We start from the raw sequence: 14353 nt of genomic DNA on the forward strand, positions 1-14353 counted from the left end.
AGCGTTCTGGCGGCCGCGGATATCCCGGAGACGGCGTTTGCCGCGCCGCCCAGTGGCGGCACCGGTGCGCCGCTGTTGGATATTCCCTACGGGTTCGCCCGCGAACATGGCGTCGTGCTCCTGAAACAGGAAGACAAGCGCCTCTCCGTTGCGCTCCGCGAGGGCGCGGACCCCATGATCCTGCTGGAAGTGCGCCGCCATCTGGCGATGCCGTTCGATGTCGATTTTGTGGATGTGCCAACCTTCGACAAGCATTTGAGCAATCATTACGCGATGGACGGCAGCGCCGCAGAAATGGCTGGCGCGCTCGATATCGGATCGGATGGGATCAGCGATCTGCCGACGGCCGACGATCTGCTCGACAGCGCTGACGATGCGCCAGCAATCCGCCTGATCAACGGCATTATTGCAGAGGCTGCGCGCCAGGGTGTGTCCGATATTCATATCGAACCCTATGAGACCGGGCTGGTGGTGCGCATGCGCGTGGACGGCATGCTGCAGGAAAAGCTGCGCATGCCGCCGCATGTCGCGCCCGTGGTGGTCAGCCGTATCAAGGTGATGGCCCGGCTCGATATTGCCGAGCGGCGCATTCCGCAGGATGGCCGAATCGGACTTACGCTCGGCGGAAAGCTGCTCGACGTGCGCGTCTCCACCCTGCCCAGCCGCGCTGGCGAGCGAGTGGTGCTGCGTATTCTCGACAAGGAAAATGCCGGGATCGATCTCGACCTGCTCGGCATGTCGGACACCGCCGAAGTGATCCTGCGTGAGGCGCTGGCCGAGCCCAATGGCATCATCCTCGTCACCGGCCCCACCGGCTCGGGCAAGACGACGACGCTCTACGCCAGCTTGCGCCAGCTGAACGACGGCAGCCGCAATATCCTGACGGTCGAGGATCCGGTAGAATATGCCGTGGATGGGGTCGGCCAGACGCAGGTCAACCCCAAGGTCGGCATGAGCTTTGCCGCGGGTCTGCGCGCCATTCTGCGGCAGGACCCGGACGTGGTGATGATCGGCGAAATACGCGACCGAGAGACCGCAGACATTGCCGTGCAGGCTTCGCTCACCGGGCATCTCGTGCTTTCCACGGTGCACACCAATGACGCGATCGGCGCGATCACGCGGATGCGGGATATGAAGGTGGAGCCGTTCCTGCTCGCCTCCACCCTGCGCGCCGTGCTCGCCCAGCGGCTGGTGCGGCGGCTGTGCCCGGAATGCCGCAAGCCGGTAGAGGCCAGCGGCAGCGTCGCCTCGCTGCTCGGCATCGACAGCGGCACCATCGTCTATGAGCCGGTTGGCTGTCCGTCGTGCAACAATACGGGCTATGCCGGACGTATCGGCGTGTTCGAGGCGGTGCGGATCGACGAGACGATCCGCCGCCTGATCAACGACAATGGAGATGAGGCGATCATTGCGCGGCACGCCTTCCTGAAACAGCCCAATCTGTCGAGCGCCGCGCGCAAACTGGTCGCCAGCGGGCAGACCACGCCGGAAGAAGCCATCCGCATTTCCCGCCGCGAGGATGTGGATGCCTGATTTCGCCTATGTCGCGCTCGATCCCGCCGGCAAGGAACGCCGCGGACGGATCAGTGCGGCCAATGACGATGCCGCGCGCAGCCGCCTGTCCGAACGCAGTTTCTATGTCGTCAGCTGCGAACCGGCCCAGGCGAAAAGCGCTGGCCAGTCGCTGAGCTTCGGTGTCGGTGGCAAAAAGCTCGGCAACAAGCAGCTTACATTGTTCACGCGCCAGCTCAGCTCGCTGATCCAAGTCAGCCCGCTCGAAGAGGCGCTGCGCACCGTCAGCCGCCAGAACGAGAAGGAGCATGTCCGCGACATTCTCTCCAACGTCCATTCCGGCGTGCTGGAAGGCCAGCGCCTGTCCGAGGCGATGAAACGCGAACCCAAAAGCTTCCCGCCGCTGTTCCGCGCGATGGTTTCGGCGGGCGAAACCTCCGGATCGCTGCCGCAGATCGCCGAGCGGCTGGCCAATTTGCTGGAGCGCCAGGCCGAAATGCGCGGCAAGCTGATCAGCGCTTTGGCCTATCCCATCGTGCTGGCGCTGGTGGCGATGATGGTGGTGTTCGGCCTGATGATCTCGGTCGTGCCCCGCGTGGTCGAACAGTTCGACGATGTCGATCAGCAGCTGCCGCTGATCACGCGGATCGTAATCGGGATATCGGGCTTTCTGGCGGCCTATTGGTGGGTGATCGCGCTGCTGCTGGTGGCGGGCGGCATCCTGATGTGGCGGCTGCTGAAAGATCCCAAGATCCGCTATGGTTTTGACGCATTCATCCTGCGCCTGCCGCTGCTCGGCCGTCTGCTGCGCGATCTGCATGCCGCGCGCATGGCCCGCACCATGAGTACCATGGTCGCCTCCCGCCTGCCCGTGCTCGAAGGTCTGCGCCTGACCTCGCAGACCGTGCGCAACAGCGTGCTCAAGGAAGCGACCGAGGGCATTGTCGAGGCGATCCGCGGCGGCGGCAGCCTGTCCGGCGCGATGCGTGCGGCGGGCGTGTTTCCACCGCTGCTCGTCTATCTCACCGCCAGCGGGGAAAGCTCCGGCCAGCTCGATGGCATGCTGGAACGGGCCGCCGATTATCTGGAGCGGGAGTTCGACAATTTCACCTCGACTGCGCTATCCTTGCTGGAGCCCGCCATCATCGTGGTGATGGGCGGCATGGTTGCTGTCATCATTTTGGCCATTTTGCTGCCTATATTGCAGCTTCAGAATTTCACCGGAGCCTGAAAGGTCCACATGTTCCCAACTCTTCAACGCTGTCTTCGCGTGCTTACCGCGCGTCACCGCCGGGCGAAATCCCCGGAAAGCAATGGCTTTACGCTGGTCGAGCTGATGGTGGTGATTTTCATCATCGGGCTGCTGGCCACCGTGGTCATCATCAACGTCCTGCCAAGCCAGGACCGCGCGATGACCACCAAGGCGCAGGCGGATATCTCCATACTGGGCCAGGCGCTCGAGCAGTACCGGCTCGACAATCTGACCTATCCCTCCGGCAGCGACGGGCTGAACGCTCTGGTATCCGCACCGGCGGGTCTGGCCCAGCCAGCACGCTACCGCCGTGGCGGCTATATCCAGCGTTTGCCGGATGATCCATGGGGCCGCCCCTATCAGTATCAGAACCCCGGCCCGGACGGCGGACCGGCGGTATTCTCGCTAGGGGCGGACGGTGCGCCGGGCGGTGAAGACGAGAATGCGGATATCTATCAACAATAAGCGCGCGGCGATGCGGCAGACAGGCCGCCGCAGCCGGCGCCCGGTCGATGGTACGCAGCGCGGCTTTACGCTGGTCGAACTGATGGTGGTGATCTTCATCATCGGACTGGCGGCGGGCGCGGTGGTGCTGAACCTTCCGGGAGACGAACGCGCAATCTCCGACGATTCCAGCAAATTCGCCGCCCGCCTTGCGAATATTCGCGACGAGGCGATCCTGCAATCGCGCGGCATGGCGGTCTGGGTCGCGCCGTCGGGCTATGGCTTCGAACAGCGCGTGGGCGGCGCGTGGCAGCCGATCGCCGACCCCGTGATGCGCACCACCGACTGGAATGTTGGGACGCAGGCGATCACCAACGAGGCACAGGGCCAAGCGCGGATCAGTTTCGACAGCACCGGCCTGCCCAGCAGCCCGCTCGACGTGACCCTGGTGCGCGGCGACCGGCAGATCATGGTGCGCGTGAACGCCGCCGGAGAGGTGAGCGTCGGTGGCGAATGATCGCGCCAGCAAATATGTGGCATCACCGCGCGGCAAACCGCCTGAAAATGGCTTCACGCTGCTGGAGATGATGGTCGCGCTCGCGGTGTTCTCGCTCGCCGCGCTGGCGCTCATCCGCCTGCAGGCCTACACCATCCGCACCGCCGCCGATGTCGAGCGCATCACCATGGCGCGCATCGTGGCGCAAAATCTGGCCACCGATATCCTGACCGATCCGGCCCCGCCCCCACTCGGCACCGAACAGGGCAGCGAAGTGAATGGCGGCGTGCCATGGGCCTGGCAGACCGAGGCCAAAATGACGGAAGATGCGCGCATCATGCGCATCGATATCGGCGTGGCCAGCCCGGACGGCGGATCGCCCTATATCCTCACCATCGTGCGCCCGCTCCAGCTGTGACCGGCCCCGCGCGCCCTGCACCCGCCAACGGCTTCACGCTCATTGAACTGCTGGTGGCGCTGTTCATCTTTGCGCTGCTGTCCGCGGCCGGCGTGACCCTGCTGCGCACCAGCACCACCGGGCAGGAGGTGCTCGGAAACAGGCTGGATCAGCTCTCGATCATCAACCGTGCAACAGGCGCACTGACTGCCGACCTGCTGCAGGCTGTGCCGCGCCTTTCGCGTAACGAACTGGGCGATCCGCTGTCGGCATTCTCGGTGAACGGCGCATCGGTGCCGGGCGAGCTGTTCGCCTTCAACCGCGCCGGATGGAGCAATTACGATCAATCGCCCCGCGCGTCGATCCAGCGGGTTGCCTATAGCCTGGCCGATGGCGAACTGCGCCGCAGCAGCTGGCCCAGGCTCGATGGCGCTGCGCCAGGCCCGCCCGCCACATTGCTGCGCGACGTCGAGACGGTGCAGCTGCGCTATCGCAGCTATGATGGCAGCTGGCGCGACGACTGGACGCCGACCGACCCGATGGAAATGCCGCGCGCGGTGGAGCTGCGCATCCAGCCACGCGGCTTGGCCGAATTCCGTCTGAGCCTGATCGTAGGGCCGCAGGGGCGCGCCGATCCGGCACAACAGGGCCTGGACTATACACCGGAAGACTCGACGGAATTCTTCCGATGATCGGGAAGGAACGGAAGGCCTCGAAGAAGCCCCCCGAAAATGGCGTGGCGCTCCTCACGGTCCTGCTGCTCGTTGCCGTCATGGCGGTGATCGCGGCGACCGCGCTCGACCGGCTGCAACTGTCGACGCGCCTTGCCGCCAATGCCGGATCGATCACGCAGGCCCGCGCCTTTGCCCTGGCGGCGGAACAGATCGCCACGGCCCGGATCGAGGATCTGGTGAGCGCAGATTCCGCGCAGACCACGCTGGCAGGCGGCTGGATGGGAACCGAACGGCAATTGCCGATCCCCGGCGGCACGGCGGTGGCCAAAGTCGGCGATGGTGGCAATTGCTTCAACCTCAACAGTCTGGTGAAGGAAAGCCCGAATGGCGAGCTGATCGCGGTGCCCTTTGCGCTGCAGCAGTTCGTCAGCCTGATGGGGCATATCGGGATCGATCGGGACGCCGCCTATGTGATTGCCACGTCGGCAGCGGACTGGATCGACAGCGATCAGTCGCCCATTCCCGGCGGGGCCGAGGATGGTTATTATCGCGGTCTGGAAACCGGCTATGTACCGCCCAACCAATTGATGATCAGCCGTAGCGAACTGCGCGCCGTGAACGGGGTCATGCCGGAATATTGGGATCTATTGCGCCCCTGGGTCTGCACGCTGCCGATTGCCGAACTCTCGCCGATCAACGTCAATACGCTACTGCCCGAACAGGCTCCCCTGCTCGCTATGCTGATACCGCAGGCCAATCTCGATACGCGCGCGGCGGCGGCCTATCTGTCTCGGCGGCCGGACAGCGGCTGGGGCAGTCTGCCGCAATTCTGGTCCGAACCGTTGCTGGCGGATTTGAACCCGCGCATGCAGGCGACCACCCAGACGAAGCTTAAAACCGATTGGTTTACCCTCGACGCGGTGGTGACATTGGGCGATAGCGAAGTCACGGAACGGGCATTGATCGATGCGCGTGAGGCCCCGGTTCGGGTCCTGTGGCGCGATTGGGGGGAAGACAGTTGAGCGGAGCAGACGGCCTGATCGTCACCCTGCCGCTTGGCGGAGAGGAAGCGCTGCACTGGTGGCGGATCGACGGCGGCGTCATCACCCAGCGCGGCCAGGATGAGGATGTGCGCGATGCCGCCGGCCTGCCGTCCGCACGCCCGGCCGAGCGGATCATGGCGCTTGTGCCCACCGAGCTTACGCATATTTCCTGGCTGTCCTTTGCAGATCTAAAGCCCAGACAGGCCGAAGGTGCCGGCCGCATCGAGGCGGCCCGGCGTGCGATCGGCGGCACGCAGCAGGTGCACGCAGCCACCCGTGCGCTGGAAAATGCGGACGGCGACGTGCTCGCCGCCACCATTGCTCCGGCGGCGCTGTCCGGCGGACTGGCGCATCTGCAGGCCATCGGGATCGATCCCGATTATGTCACACCGGTGGGCCTCCTGGTGGCAGTGGATGACGAGGAATGGCTGGATGCCGAAATCGGCGCGGAGCGGTTCCTGCGCGCGCGCCGGGCCGTGCTGCCCGCCGAGACCACGCTGATCGACCTGTTCGTGGGCGATGCCACCCCCGTGATACTTCGCGACGACGAGATCGACGCCGCTCTGGAAATCGGTTTTTCCGATCCGCCGCTCAATCTGCGCCAAGGCCGTTTCGCCAAGCGGCGCACCATGCAGACATTCGGCAAACGCCAGTGGCAGCTGATCGCGGCCACGCTTGCGCTGGCCGTGCTTGCCACCCTTCTGATCGCGCTGGTGAGCTGGGCCAAATACAGCTTCGGTGCGGATCGGCAGGATAGCCGGGCGCTGGCCACGGCACGCACGGTGGTGCCGGAAGCGATCGATCTGGTCGGCGCGGAACAGGCGCTGAACCAGCGGCTCATGGCCGTCGGCGGCGGCCCAAGCTTCGGCGCGGCGGCGGCAGCGCTGTTCCAGTCAATCCAGACGGTGCCGAACGTGACCATCAACCGCGTCGCCTATGCTCCGGACGGTACGCTCAGCGCCACGCTCAGCGCGCCGCAAGCCGACTTGCTGAACCAGGTACTGGTGCCGCTGCAGGTCAATCTCGGTTATGTGCTGACCCAGTCTCCGCGCGAAGCAGCTGGTGGCGGCACGGCCATCGATATCACGGTACGCACGCCATGATCCGCCGCAGCCGAGACTGGTATCTGGGGCGTACCCGGCGGGAACAGATATTGCTGGCGGCAGCCGGGGTGATATCCGTCATCCTGATAGCCGTCTTCCTCATCGCCATTCCGCTCAACAACGCGATCGATACGGCGCGCGATCGATACGCCGAAGCGGTCATCCGCCATGGGCGTATCGATGCCAAGGTGGAGGCCTTGAAGGGTAGCGACGGCGCCAGCGGACGTGCGCCCGGCGGTCCGCTGATCGACTTTGTCCGCCAAAGTGCGCAGGCGGCCGGCTTCACGCTGGATTCCGCCGATGCCGCTGGCGCCGGGCAAGTGACCATTCGCATAGGCTCTGCAACGCCGCAGGCCGTGTTTGCATGGCTCGGCGGGCTGGAATCGCGGGGGATCGCGGTCGACAATCTGACCGTCGATCCTGCCCCCAATGGCGGCGGCACCCTCAGCGTGGGTGCCACCTTGCGGAGCGTGTCATGACCCGGCCGCGCCGCCTGCCCCCCATCCAACGCCCCAGGCTGACGCTGACGGTGCTGCTGGTCTTCCTGCTGCTGCTTCTGGTTTTCATGCCCCTGCGTGCTGCGCTGGGCTGGGCTGATCTGGGATCGCGCGGGATCGGCGCCCGCGAAGTGGGCGGGCTGGTATGGAGCGGCTATATCGACGATCTCACGGTCGGCCAAACGTCCGTGGGGGGCGTGGCAGCCGGGCTCGATCCGCTGGCGCTGTTTATCGGCCAGCTGCGTTTCGATCTGAACCGGGAAGGCGCGCTGGGTCGTCCGCCCCTGACTGCGGAGATGTATAGCGGCCTTGGGCGGTTCGGGGTCCGCAATGCCAATCTCAGCCTGCCCGCAGCCGGCCTCTTCGGCGCGCTGCCGATCGGGGAATTTGTGCTGCAGGATATCGATATCGCCTTTGTCGGTGATCGCTGCATCCATGCCGAAGGCACCGTGCGGGCCACCGTCACCGCGCTCTTGCCCGGGCTGGACCTGCCGGGCGGCATGGTCGGCACGGTGCGCTGCGATGGGGACCGCCTGCTCGTGCCGCTCGCCAGCCAGTCCGGGCTGGAAACGCTCGATCTACGCATCGCCGGCGATGGCCGCTACAGCACTCGCTTGCAACTGGGCGGGGACCGGTCTGCGGTGGCCCCGCTGCTGGCGGCCGCCGGGCTGGTGCAGACAGGCGACGGATTTGTGCTGGAGAGCGAGGACCGCTTCTGACCAGCCTGGCCGCTAGCATAGCCGGCTTGCCGATATGGCTGCTGGCCATTCTCTTCGGATCACTCGGCGCCATATTGGGCAGCTTTCTGGCGGCGCTGTGCCTGCGTTGGCCAGCGGGAGAAAGCGTGGCGAGCGGTCGGTCCCGCTGCGACAGCTGCCGTCGCACGCTGAGCGCCATCGAACTGGTGCCGTTGCTCTCGGCCCTCTGGATCGGCCATCGCTGCCGAAGCTGCGGCGCGAAGATAGACCCGGCGCATGGACAGATCGAACTGGCTGCGCTGCTGGCCGGGGCGGCACCGTTCCTTTTCCTGCCCGCGATGGCAGCCGCCAGCTGGGCGGTGATGGCGTGGCTGCTCATTCCGCTCATCTGGCTGGACCACCGCTATCTCTGGCTGCCCAACGTCCTTTTGATCCTGCTTGCCATCGGCGGATTGCTTGTCGGCGGATTCCTCAGCGGCGAACCATTGACCGCAAGGCTGATTGGCGGGGCTGCGGGCGTTGCCAGTCTTGCGATCCTAGCCGCCGGTTTCCGCTTTTTCCGCGGCAAGAACGGCATGGGTGATGGCGACCCCAAGATGCTAGGGGCCCTCGGCCTCTGGCTGGGCTGGCAGGCTTTGCCCTTCCTTCTGGTGCTCGCCAGCGCTTTCGGCCTGGCCTCCGCACTTCTGCGCGCCCGAACCCAATCCTTGCGGGAACAGAAGATTGCGCTGGGCGCCGTGATGGGTCTTGCGGCCATGCTGATCGGCCTCATCGCGCCGCCGGCCTGATCCGAAATGGAGCAGTTCCTGATGGCAGCGATGGTGCCGCCGCCATAAGCCAATGCCATGAGACTTCGCGACATCGCTTCATCCTTCTCCAATCCCGTTCCGCTCGATGGTGCCGATTCCTTCGATCTTCTCGATATCGCGGCGTCGGCGCTTGCCAGCACGCTGTCTCTGGCAGCGGCACGCGGGGTGCAGGCGAAGGAGGTTCCGGCCCTGCTCCATGAGATTGCCGACACGGTCGAAGCCAGTGCGGGGACCGGCACCGACATCCTGGCTGTTCCCTATCTGGCAGCGCGGCTACGCGATATTGCGAATGATCTGCTCGACTAGACGGTCATGGACGATAAGATGGCAGACATGATCAGTCGACTTACCGACAAGGAAAAAGACTGCCTGCGCGGCGTGGCCGAGCTCAAGAGCTCGAAGACGATCGCGCGCGACCTCGGCATTTCCTCGCACACCGTTGATGCCCGCCTCAAGCGCGCCATGGCCAAGCTCGATGCTGTCGACCGGTTCGAGGCGGCCCGCGTCTTCCAACAGGAGACAGAGGCGGAAATTCAGCCTTCGGACATGGTCCGGACATTGGCATATCAAGCTCCGGATGTTCCGGAATACGCCGCATTTGCGCCATCTCCTGGTCCGTCACCCGACGAGGTCGGGAAGGACGGAGATAGCGCCACCAGGCTGCGCGACAATGCGTTCGCATCAGACTGGACACGCGATACCTCCTACTTCCCGGTCCCGACCTATCGGGGGGAGCGCAATTCGCTTAATGGATTGCAGCGTATCGGCTGGATCGTCGCGATCGCAGTTGGCAGCGTTGTCATATTCAGCGGCCTTATGGGTGGCCTCAGCGCTCTCTCCACGCTGTTCTCTTGAACGGCGTTCATGTGCGGATGCGCCGTCACGGCGTGTCCTCTGGGGAGTTTAGTGATGAGAAACGAACGCATTGCCGCCGCCCGTGACGTGGCCGCAAAACTGCTCGCCGCCGAAGCCGCCATCGATGAGGCCTTTGCCCGCGTAGCGCAGCTCAACATGGCGCTGCCCGAAGCGCGCCGCATGGCCAATCTTTCCGCAGTCGTCGGCCAGGAAGCCTTTTCCCGCGCCGCCTCCAGCATGCAGCATCTGGCTGCCGCGCGTCAGGACATGGTCGAAGCGCATAACGGTCTGTTCGAGACGCAGACCAATATCGGTCTGCGCGCAATGAATTTTGGCGGCTCGCCAGACAAGGGTCTGAACAGCGCCAATAACGGTCTTCAGGTGGTTTCGGACGCCGCCTGAGGGGGGAGGCCACGGGATTGACTGTGCCCACCCCAAAATGGTTCAGTCAATCCCGTGGTACTTTATCTCTTCTATCTTGCTTTCATGACATCATGCTGCGGCTACGCTCTTTGTTACGGGGGAAAACCGGAACGGATCGGCGCGGTGATCGTGATCCTGGCCAGCTTTCTGACATCGGATCTCGCCCCGCATGGCCTGGGCTGGGCCGATGCGAGTCTGAGCCTGCTCATCATCGACGGGATGACGATGCTGGCCATTACCACATTGGCACTGAGCACCAATCGTTACTGGCCGATGTGGTTCGCCGGGTTTTGCCTGGTCGGCCTGATGACCCATGTGGCCGCCGCTGCGATGCCGGAATTCGCGGCGAAGGCCTATTCCCTTTCGCAGGGGTTCTGGGCTTATCCAGCGATCGGATCGATGGCGCTGGGAACATGGTTTCAGCATCGCCGGAAGAATATCATGCCCTCCGACGCCTGATCGGCGCTTTTCCGGCATCATCCTGCGATCAGGCGCGGCGCTTACTGGCCAGATTCGGTTCGCTCGCCGCGGTTCTGGATGCCGAACAGCGATTGTTGCAAACCATGGTGCCGCATGACGTGGCCGAGCGTATCAGCGCTGCACGCGCAGCCCATGTCTGTGCCCTCACCGCCAGACTTTCGACGGCGCCCATCCTGGCAGATTCCCGGCTTTTGCAAGATTATCTGAGAACCCGCATGGCCCATCTCGGCCGCGAAGAGGTTCGCGCGCTCTATCTGGACAATGGGGCGCGGCTGGTAGCCGATGAAGTCTGCTGTCACGGCACCGTCGACGAATCGGCGATCTTTCCGCGTGAAGTCGCCCGGCGGGCGCTCGAGCTTGATGCCACCGCGATCATCCTGGCCCATAATCATCCTTCGGGCGATCCCAGGCCGAGCAGCGCCGACTTGCGGGTGACACACCATATCCAGCGCGCGCTCGGACCCCTCAATATCCGGCTGATCGATCACATCATCATAGGTGGTCGGAATTTCTCGATGCGTGACGCGGGGATGCTCCATTGAGCTGATCGGAATCTGCAGGGCGCAATTTTCGGCGTCCAATGATATTGACGCGCCCGGCAGTAACTGGTTCGAAGCTAGCGGTCACGAATAGCAAGGACTGCCATGGACCTTATCGGCCCCACTTCGCAAAGCCTGATCTCCCAGCGGACCCGTCTGCATTATGTGGACTGGGGCAACCCGGACGCGCCGCCCTTGATCCTGCTGCATGGCGGGCGCGATCATGCCCGCAGCTGGGATTGGACGGCGCAGGCGCTACGCAATGACTGGCATGTCATCTGCCCCGATCTGCGCGGCCATGGCGATAGCGAATGGAACGGGCCAGGCGATTATCCCATCACCAGCTATGTCTATGATTTGGCGCAGCTGATCCACCAGCTCGGCCTTGCCCCCGTTACCCTCGTGGCACATTCGCTGGGGGGCAATATCGCGCTGCGTTATGCCGGGCTGTATCCGGACAATGTGCGCAAGCTCGTCGCGATCGAAGGGCTCGGGCCCTCGCTGGAGATGCAGGAGAAACGCCTGGAGACGCCGTTCGATGAGCGCATTCGCGGCTGGATCAGCGACAAGCGAGCCGCCGCCGCCCGGCTGCCCAAACGCTATGAGAGCTTCGATATGGCCTATGACCGGATGCGCGAGGCCAATCGCTACCTTTCGGACGAGCAGGCCCGCCACCTGACGCTCCATGCCGTCATGCGCAACGAAGACGGTAGCTATAGCTGGAAGTTCGACCCCTATGTCCATCTCTGGCCGGTGATCGACATGGATTATCGCGACATCGAAGCGCTGTGGACCCGTATCCATTGCGAAACCCTGCTGATCTACGGAGAGGATAGCTGGGCGTCCAATCCGCAAGAGGATGGGCGCGCAGAGCATTTCCCCAATGCCCGGGTTTCCAATTATCAGAAGGCCGGTCACTGGGTCCATCATGACCAGTTCGATCAGTTCATCGCCGAACTCCGGGCATTTCTATAAAAAGCGAAACAGCGAGCGGCCATCACCGCCCGGTTGGACGGAAACGTTCTGGCCGATCGCATCGCCTTCAGCCAGCCTTTCCAGGGTGGCCGGATGATCGGGATCGGCCATGGCAACCAGGCGCTCGCCCGTGGCCGTTCGTGCCACGATCACGCCGCGATCCCCTGTGCGTCGCGGTAAAAACGTGTAGCTTTCGATCGTCGCATGGCCATGGTGCTCATCGACCACAGTGATTGCTGGCGGTTCGTCGGGCAGACTGGTCCAGCGCGATTTTGCCGACCAGTCGGCAGGGCGGCAGGAATAGATGCCGGTGGCATATTTGCTCATGATGCCGCCATTCGCGCCGATCATGGCATAAGCCTCGCGGTCGGCCCGCAAACGCTGGACCGCCTCGGCGATGGCATGCGCGGAATAATTGTTGCCGGGACCGCCGAAGAAAGGCAGCCCGCCCGTCAGGGTCAGGCCGCGGGGATCGTCCGGCGCAAGATCCAGCGCATCGGTAAGGTTGAAGACCGCGATGGCGAAGCAGCTGTAAAGATCGATATAAGCAAGATCGTCCAGAGTGATCCCGGCGATATCGAGCGCGCCGCGGACCGAGGCGATGGCCGCCTGGCTCACATTCAGCTCCGCGCGCGACAGGACGGAGGCTTCCTTGGCGTCGCAAACCCCGTGGATATGCACCCAGCGGTCTTCGGCAATGCCAAGCGCGCGTGCCTTGCCGGCCGAGGCGATGAGGATTGCCGCCCCCTGATTCACCTGATCACGGGCCACCGTGAGCCGGGTATAGGGTTCGGCGACGATGCGGTTGCGTTCCGTGACCCTTGCCAGCTCGCTGGCTGAACAGGCGATCGGCGCGGCGGCATAAGGATTGGCCGCCGCAACATCGGTGAACGGCGCAAACAGACGTCCGATATCCGATCGATAGTCTTCCAGACCGCGCCCCAGCCGCGCGCGCCGGGCATTTTCCAGCAGGGCATAGCCCGCAATCGGCGCGCCGACACCATGTGCGATCAGGGGAGTGTCGATCAGGCCTTTCATGCCATAGCCGCGATCGTCCAGCGAGCCCTGCACCGCCTCGGACCAATCCGCCCGTTCGTCCCTGGCCTGCAAGGCGAGCATGGTGGAGATAGCCTCCGCCCCGACAATCGTGGCGCAGCTGCTTCGGCCTTCGAAAATATCCTGCGCCAGTTCGCCGACCAGCTTTTGCGGCCCCTGCCCCCCGACAATCTCAAGAATGGCGCGATCGGGATTGGCCCCTACCCGCCGCGCAATGGACCGCGGCACATTGTGCGACCCGCCGAAGGGCGCCTTGGCCACCGGCGTCGATATCTCGAACTGGCGAATGGCCGCGACGGTATCGATGGCCGCACCGACATCATCGGCGCTCTGGCAATCGGCCATGGCCGCAGCAAGCGCTTCGCCAGCGAGATCCATGGGGCAAAGCGCTCGATAGCCGGGATCGTCGAGCCGCTCGGCATATTGGCCGACCCCGATGATGATCGGCGTGTTGTCTGCGATATGGTCCATGGCCGCCCGCTCCAGCGTTCAGCGTTGGTCGTGCGGCTTCCAGGTGGCCACGCGATAAAGGTAGAATATCAGGATCAACACCATCGTCGCGGTCGCAATCGGCCCGACATAATCGTTGATCGCCTCAAAATTGCGGCCGAGATAATAGCCTGCGCCGGTCAGAATGACATTCCAGATTGCCGCGCCTGCGAAGGTAACGACCAGAAACCGGGTTGTTCCCATGCGAAAGAGCCCGGCGGGCAGCGACACGATCGTGCGGAAGGCGGGCATGAAGCGCAGAACGAAAACGATCTTTCCACCGTGCCGCGTAAACAGCGCATTGATCTTCTGCACATCTTCCCAGTCCACCGTCAGCCAGCGGCCCCAGCGATTGACGAAGCCCTCCAGACGCCGGAACCCGTAGACACGGCCCAGCAGATACCAGGCGTAGTTTCCCAATGTCGAACCGATCGTCCCGGCCAGAATGACCGTCCAGAAATCCATCTTTCCCTGACCAACCTGGATGCCGGCCAACCCCATAATCACTTCGGACGGGATCGGGGGAAACACGTTTTCCAGGAACATCAGGAAAGCGATGCCCCAATAGCCCCCGGCGGCAACGATGTGGATGATCCAGCTGCTCACTGCGC

Annotated in this window: 19 protein-coding genes; 17 read left to right on the forward strand and 2 right to left on the reverse strand. The window is 64.0% G+C overall.

Annotation, left to right across the window (positions count from 1 at the left end):
* The first annotated feature begins 21 nt into the window (after nucleotides 1-21).
* The 17 genes from gspE to G410_RS0104595 all read left to right on the forward strand — a co-directional run bounded on the left by gspE (nucleotide 22) and on the right by G410_RS0104595 (nucleotide 12197).
* Nucleotides 22-1533 carry a type II secretion system ATPase GspE gene (gspE, locus tag G410_RS0104515; protein WP_051137221.1) on the forward strand — a complete coding sequence of 504 codons (1512 nt, stop codon included), beginning with the start codon at nucleotides 22-24 and terminating at the stop codon, nucleotides 1531-1533.
* Nucleotides 1526-2743 carry a type II secretion system inner membrane protein GspF gene (gene gspF / locus G410_RS0104520; protein ID WP_022672463.1) on the forward strand — a complete coding sequence of 406 codons (1218 nt, stop codon included), beginning with the start codon at nucleotides 1526-1528 and terminating at the stop codon, nucleotides 2741-2743. The genes gspE and gspF overlap by 8 nt, the downstream gene beginning before the upstream one ends.
* Before the next feature lie 9 nt (nucleotides 2744-2752).
* A complete protein-coding gene (gene gspG, locus G410_RS0104525; RefSeq protein ID WP_022672464.1) occupies nucleotides 2753-3229 on the forward strand; it encodes a type II secretion system major pseudopilin GspG in 477 nt (158 codons plus the stop codon).
* A 10-nt stretch (nucleotides 3230-3239) separates the two neighbouring features.
* Complete coding sequence (locus G410_RS0104530) at nucleotides 3240-3725, forward strand: GspH/FimT family pseudopilin (protein ID WP_022672465.1); 486 nt, start codon at nucleotides 3240-3242, stop codon at nucleotides 3723-3725.
* Nucleotides 3715-4122, forward strand: a complete 408-nt coding sequence (gene gspI / locus G410_RS0104535; RefSeq protein WP_022672466.1) for a type II secretion system minor pseudopilin GspI — start codon at nucleotides 3715-3717, stop codon at nucleotides 4120-4122. The genes G410_RS0104530 and gspI overlap by 11 nt, the downstream gene beginning before the upstream one ends.
* Entirely contained in the window at nucleotides 4119-4793 is a 675-nt protein-coding gene (gspJ, locus tag G410_RS15615; RefSeq protein ID WP_022672467.1) for a type II secretion system minor pseudopilin GspJ, read from the forward strand. The genes gspI and gspJ overlap by 4 nt, the downstream gene beginning before the upstream one ends.
* The gene (gene gspK, locus G410_RS0104545) at nucleotides 4790-5797 is read left to right on the forward strand and encodes a type II secretion system minor pseudopilin GspK (protein WP_022672468.1); all 1008 of its coding nucleotides are present in this window, start codon (nucleotides 4790-4792) and stop codon (nucleotides 5795-5797) included. The genes gspJ and gspK overlap by 4 nt, the downstream gene beginning before the upstream one ends.
* On the forward strand, nucleotides 5794-6921 hold the full coding sequence (gene gspL, locus G410_RS17310) for a type II secretion system protein GspL (protein WP_022672469.1): 1128 nt from the start codon (nucleotides 5794-5796) through the stop codon (nucleotides 6919-6921). The genes gspK and gspL overlap by 4 nt, the downstream gene beginning before the upstream one ends.
* Nucleotides 6918-7400 carry a type II secretion system protein GspM gene (gene gspM / locus G410_RS15625; RefSeq protein WP_022672470.1) on the forward strand — a complete coding sequence of 161 codons (483 nt, stop codon included), beginning with the start codon at nucleotides 6918-6920 and terminating at the stop codon, nucleotides 7398-7400. The genes gspL and gspM overlap by 4 nt, the downstream gene beginning before the upstream one ends.
* Nucleotides 7397-8137 carry a type II secretion system protein N gene (gene gspN / locus G410_RS0104560; protein ID WP_022672471.1) on the forward strand — a complete coding sequence of 247 codons (741 nt, stop codon included), beginning with the start codon at nucleotides 7397-7399 and terminating at the stop codon, nucleotides 8135-8137. The genes gspM and gspN overlap by 4 nt, the downstream gene beginning before the upstream one ends.
* A 26-nt stretch (nucleotides 8138-8163) precedes the next feature.
* The gene (locus G410_RS0104565) at nucleotides 8164-8904 is read left to right on the forward strand and encodes a prepilin peptidase (RefSeq protein ID WP_022672472.1); all 741 of its coding nucleotides are present in this window, start codon (nucleotides 8164-8166) and stop codon (nucleotides 8902-8904) included.
* Nucleotides 8905-8961: 57 nt separating this feature from the next.
* Entirely contained in the window at nucleotides 8962-9231 is a 270-nt protein-coding gene (locus G410_RS0104570; protein ID WP_022672473.1) for a hypothetical protein, read from the forward strand.
* Nucleotides 9232-9249: 18 nt separating this feature from the next.
* On the forward strand, nucleotides 9250-9780 hold the full coding sequence (locus tag G410_RS15630) for a helix-turn-helix domain-containing protein (protein WP_162604067.1): 531 nt from the start codon (nucleotides 9250-9252) through the stop codon (nucleotides 9778-9780).
* Nucleotides 9781-9834: 54 nt separating this feature from the next.
* Entirely contained in the window at nucleotides 9835-10182 is a 348-nt protein-coding gene (locus G410_RS0104580; RefSeq protein WP_022672475.1) for a hypothetical protein, read from the forward strand.
* A gap of 54 nt (nucleotides 10183-10236) precedes the next feature.
* Nucleotides 10237-10662: a hypothetical protein gene (locus G410_RS18120; RefSeq protein ID WP_162604068.1), complete on the forward strand. Its 426-nt coding sequence runs from the start codon at nucleotides 10237-10239 to the stop codon at nucleotides 10660-10662.
* A 119-nt stretch (nucleotides 10663-10781) separates the two neighbouring features.
* Nucleotides 10782-11225, forward strand: a complete 444-nt coding sequence (locus tag G410_RS18125) for a JAB domain-containing protein (protein ID WP_162604069.1) — start codon at nucleotides 10782-10784, stop codon at nucleotides 11223-11225.
* A 102-nt stretch (nucleotides 11226-11327) separates the two neighbouring features.
* Nucleotides 11328-12197, forward strand: coding sequence for an alpha/beta fold hydrolase (locus G410_RS0104595; protein WP_022672478.1), 870 nt, complete (start codon nucleotides 11328-11330; stop codon nucleotides 12195-12197).
* Here the strand turns inward: G410_RS0104595 and G410_RS0104600 are convergent.
* Both G410_RS0104600 and G410_RS0104605 read right to left on the reverse strand, forming a co-directional pair.
* Complete coding sequence (locus G410_RS0104600) at nucleotides 12192-13724, reverse strand: acetyl-CoA acetyltransferase (protein ID WP_022672479.1); 1533 nt, start codon at nucleotides 13722-13724, stop codon at nucleotides 12192-12194. The genes G410_RS0104595 and G410_RS0104600 overlap by 6 nt on opposite strands.
* 18 nt (nucleotides 13725-13742) lie before the next feature.
* Entirely contained in the window at nucleotides 13743-14348 is a 606-nt protein-coding gene (locus G410_RS0104605) for a DedA family protein (protein WP_022672480.1), read from the reverse strand.
* Nucleotides 14349-14353: the final 5 nt, after the last annotated feature.

The sequence above is a fragment of the Novosphingopyxis baekryungensis DSM 16222 genome (assembly GCF_000420305.1).
Lineage (GTDB): Bacteria > Pseudomonadota > Alphaproteobacteria > Sphingomonadales > Sphingomonadaceae > Novosphingopyxis > Novosphingopyxis baekryungensis.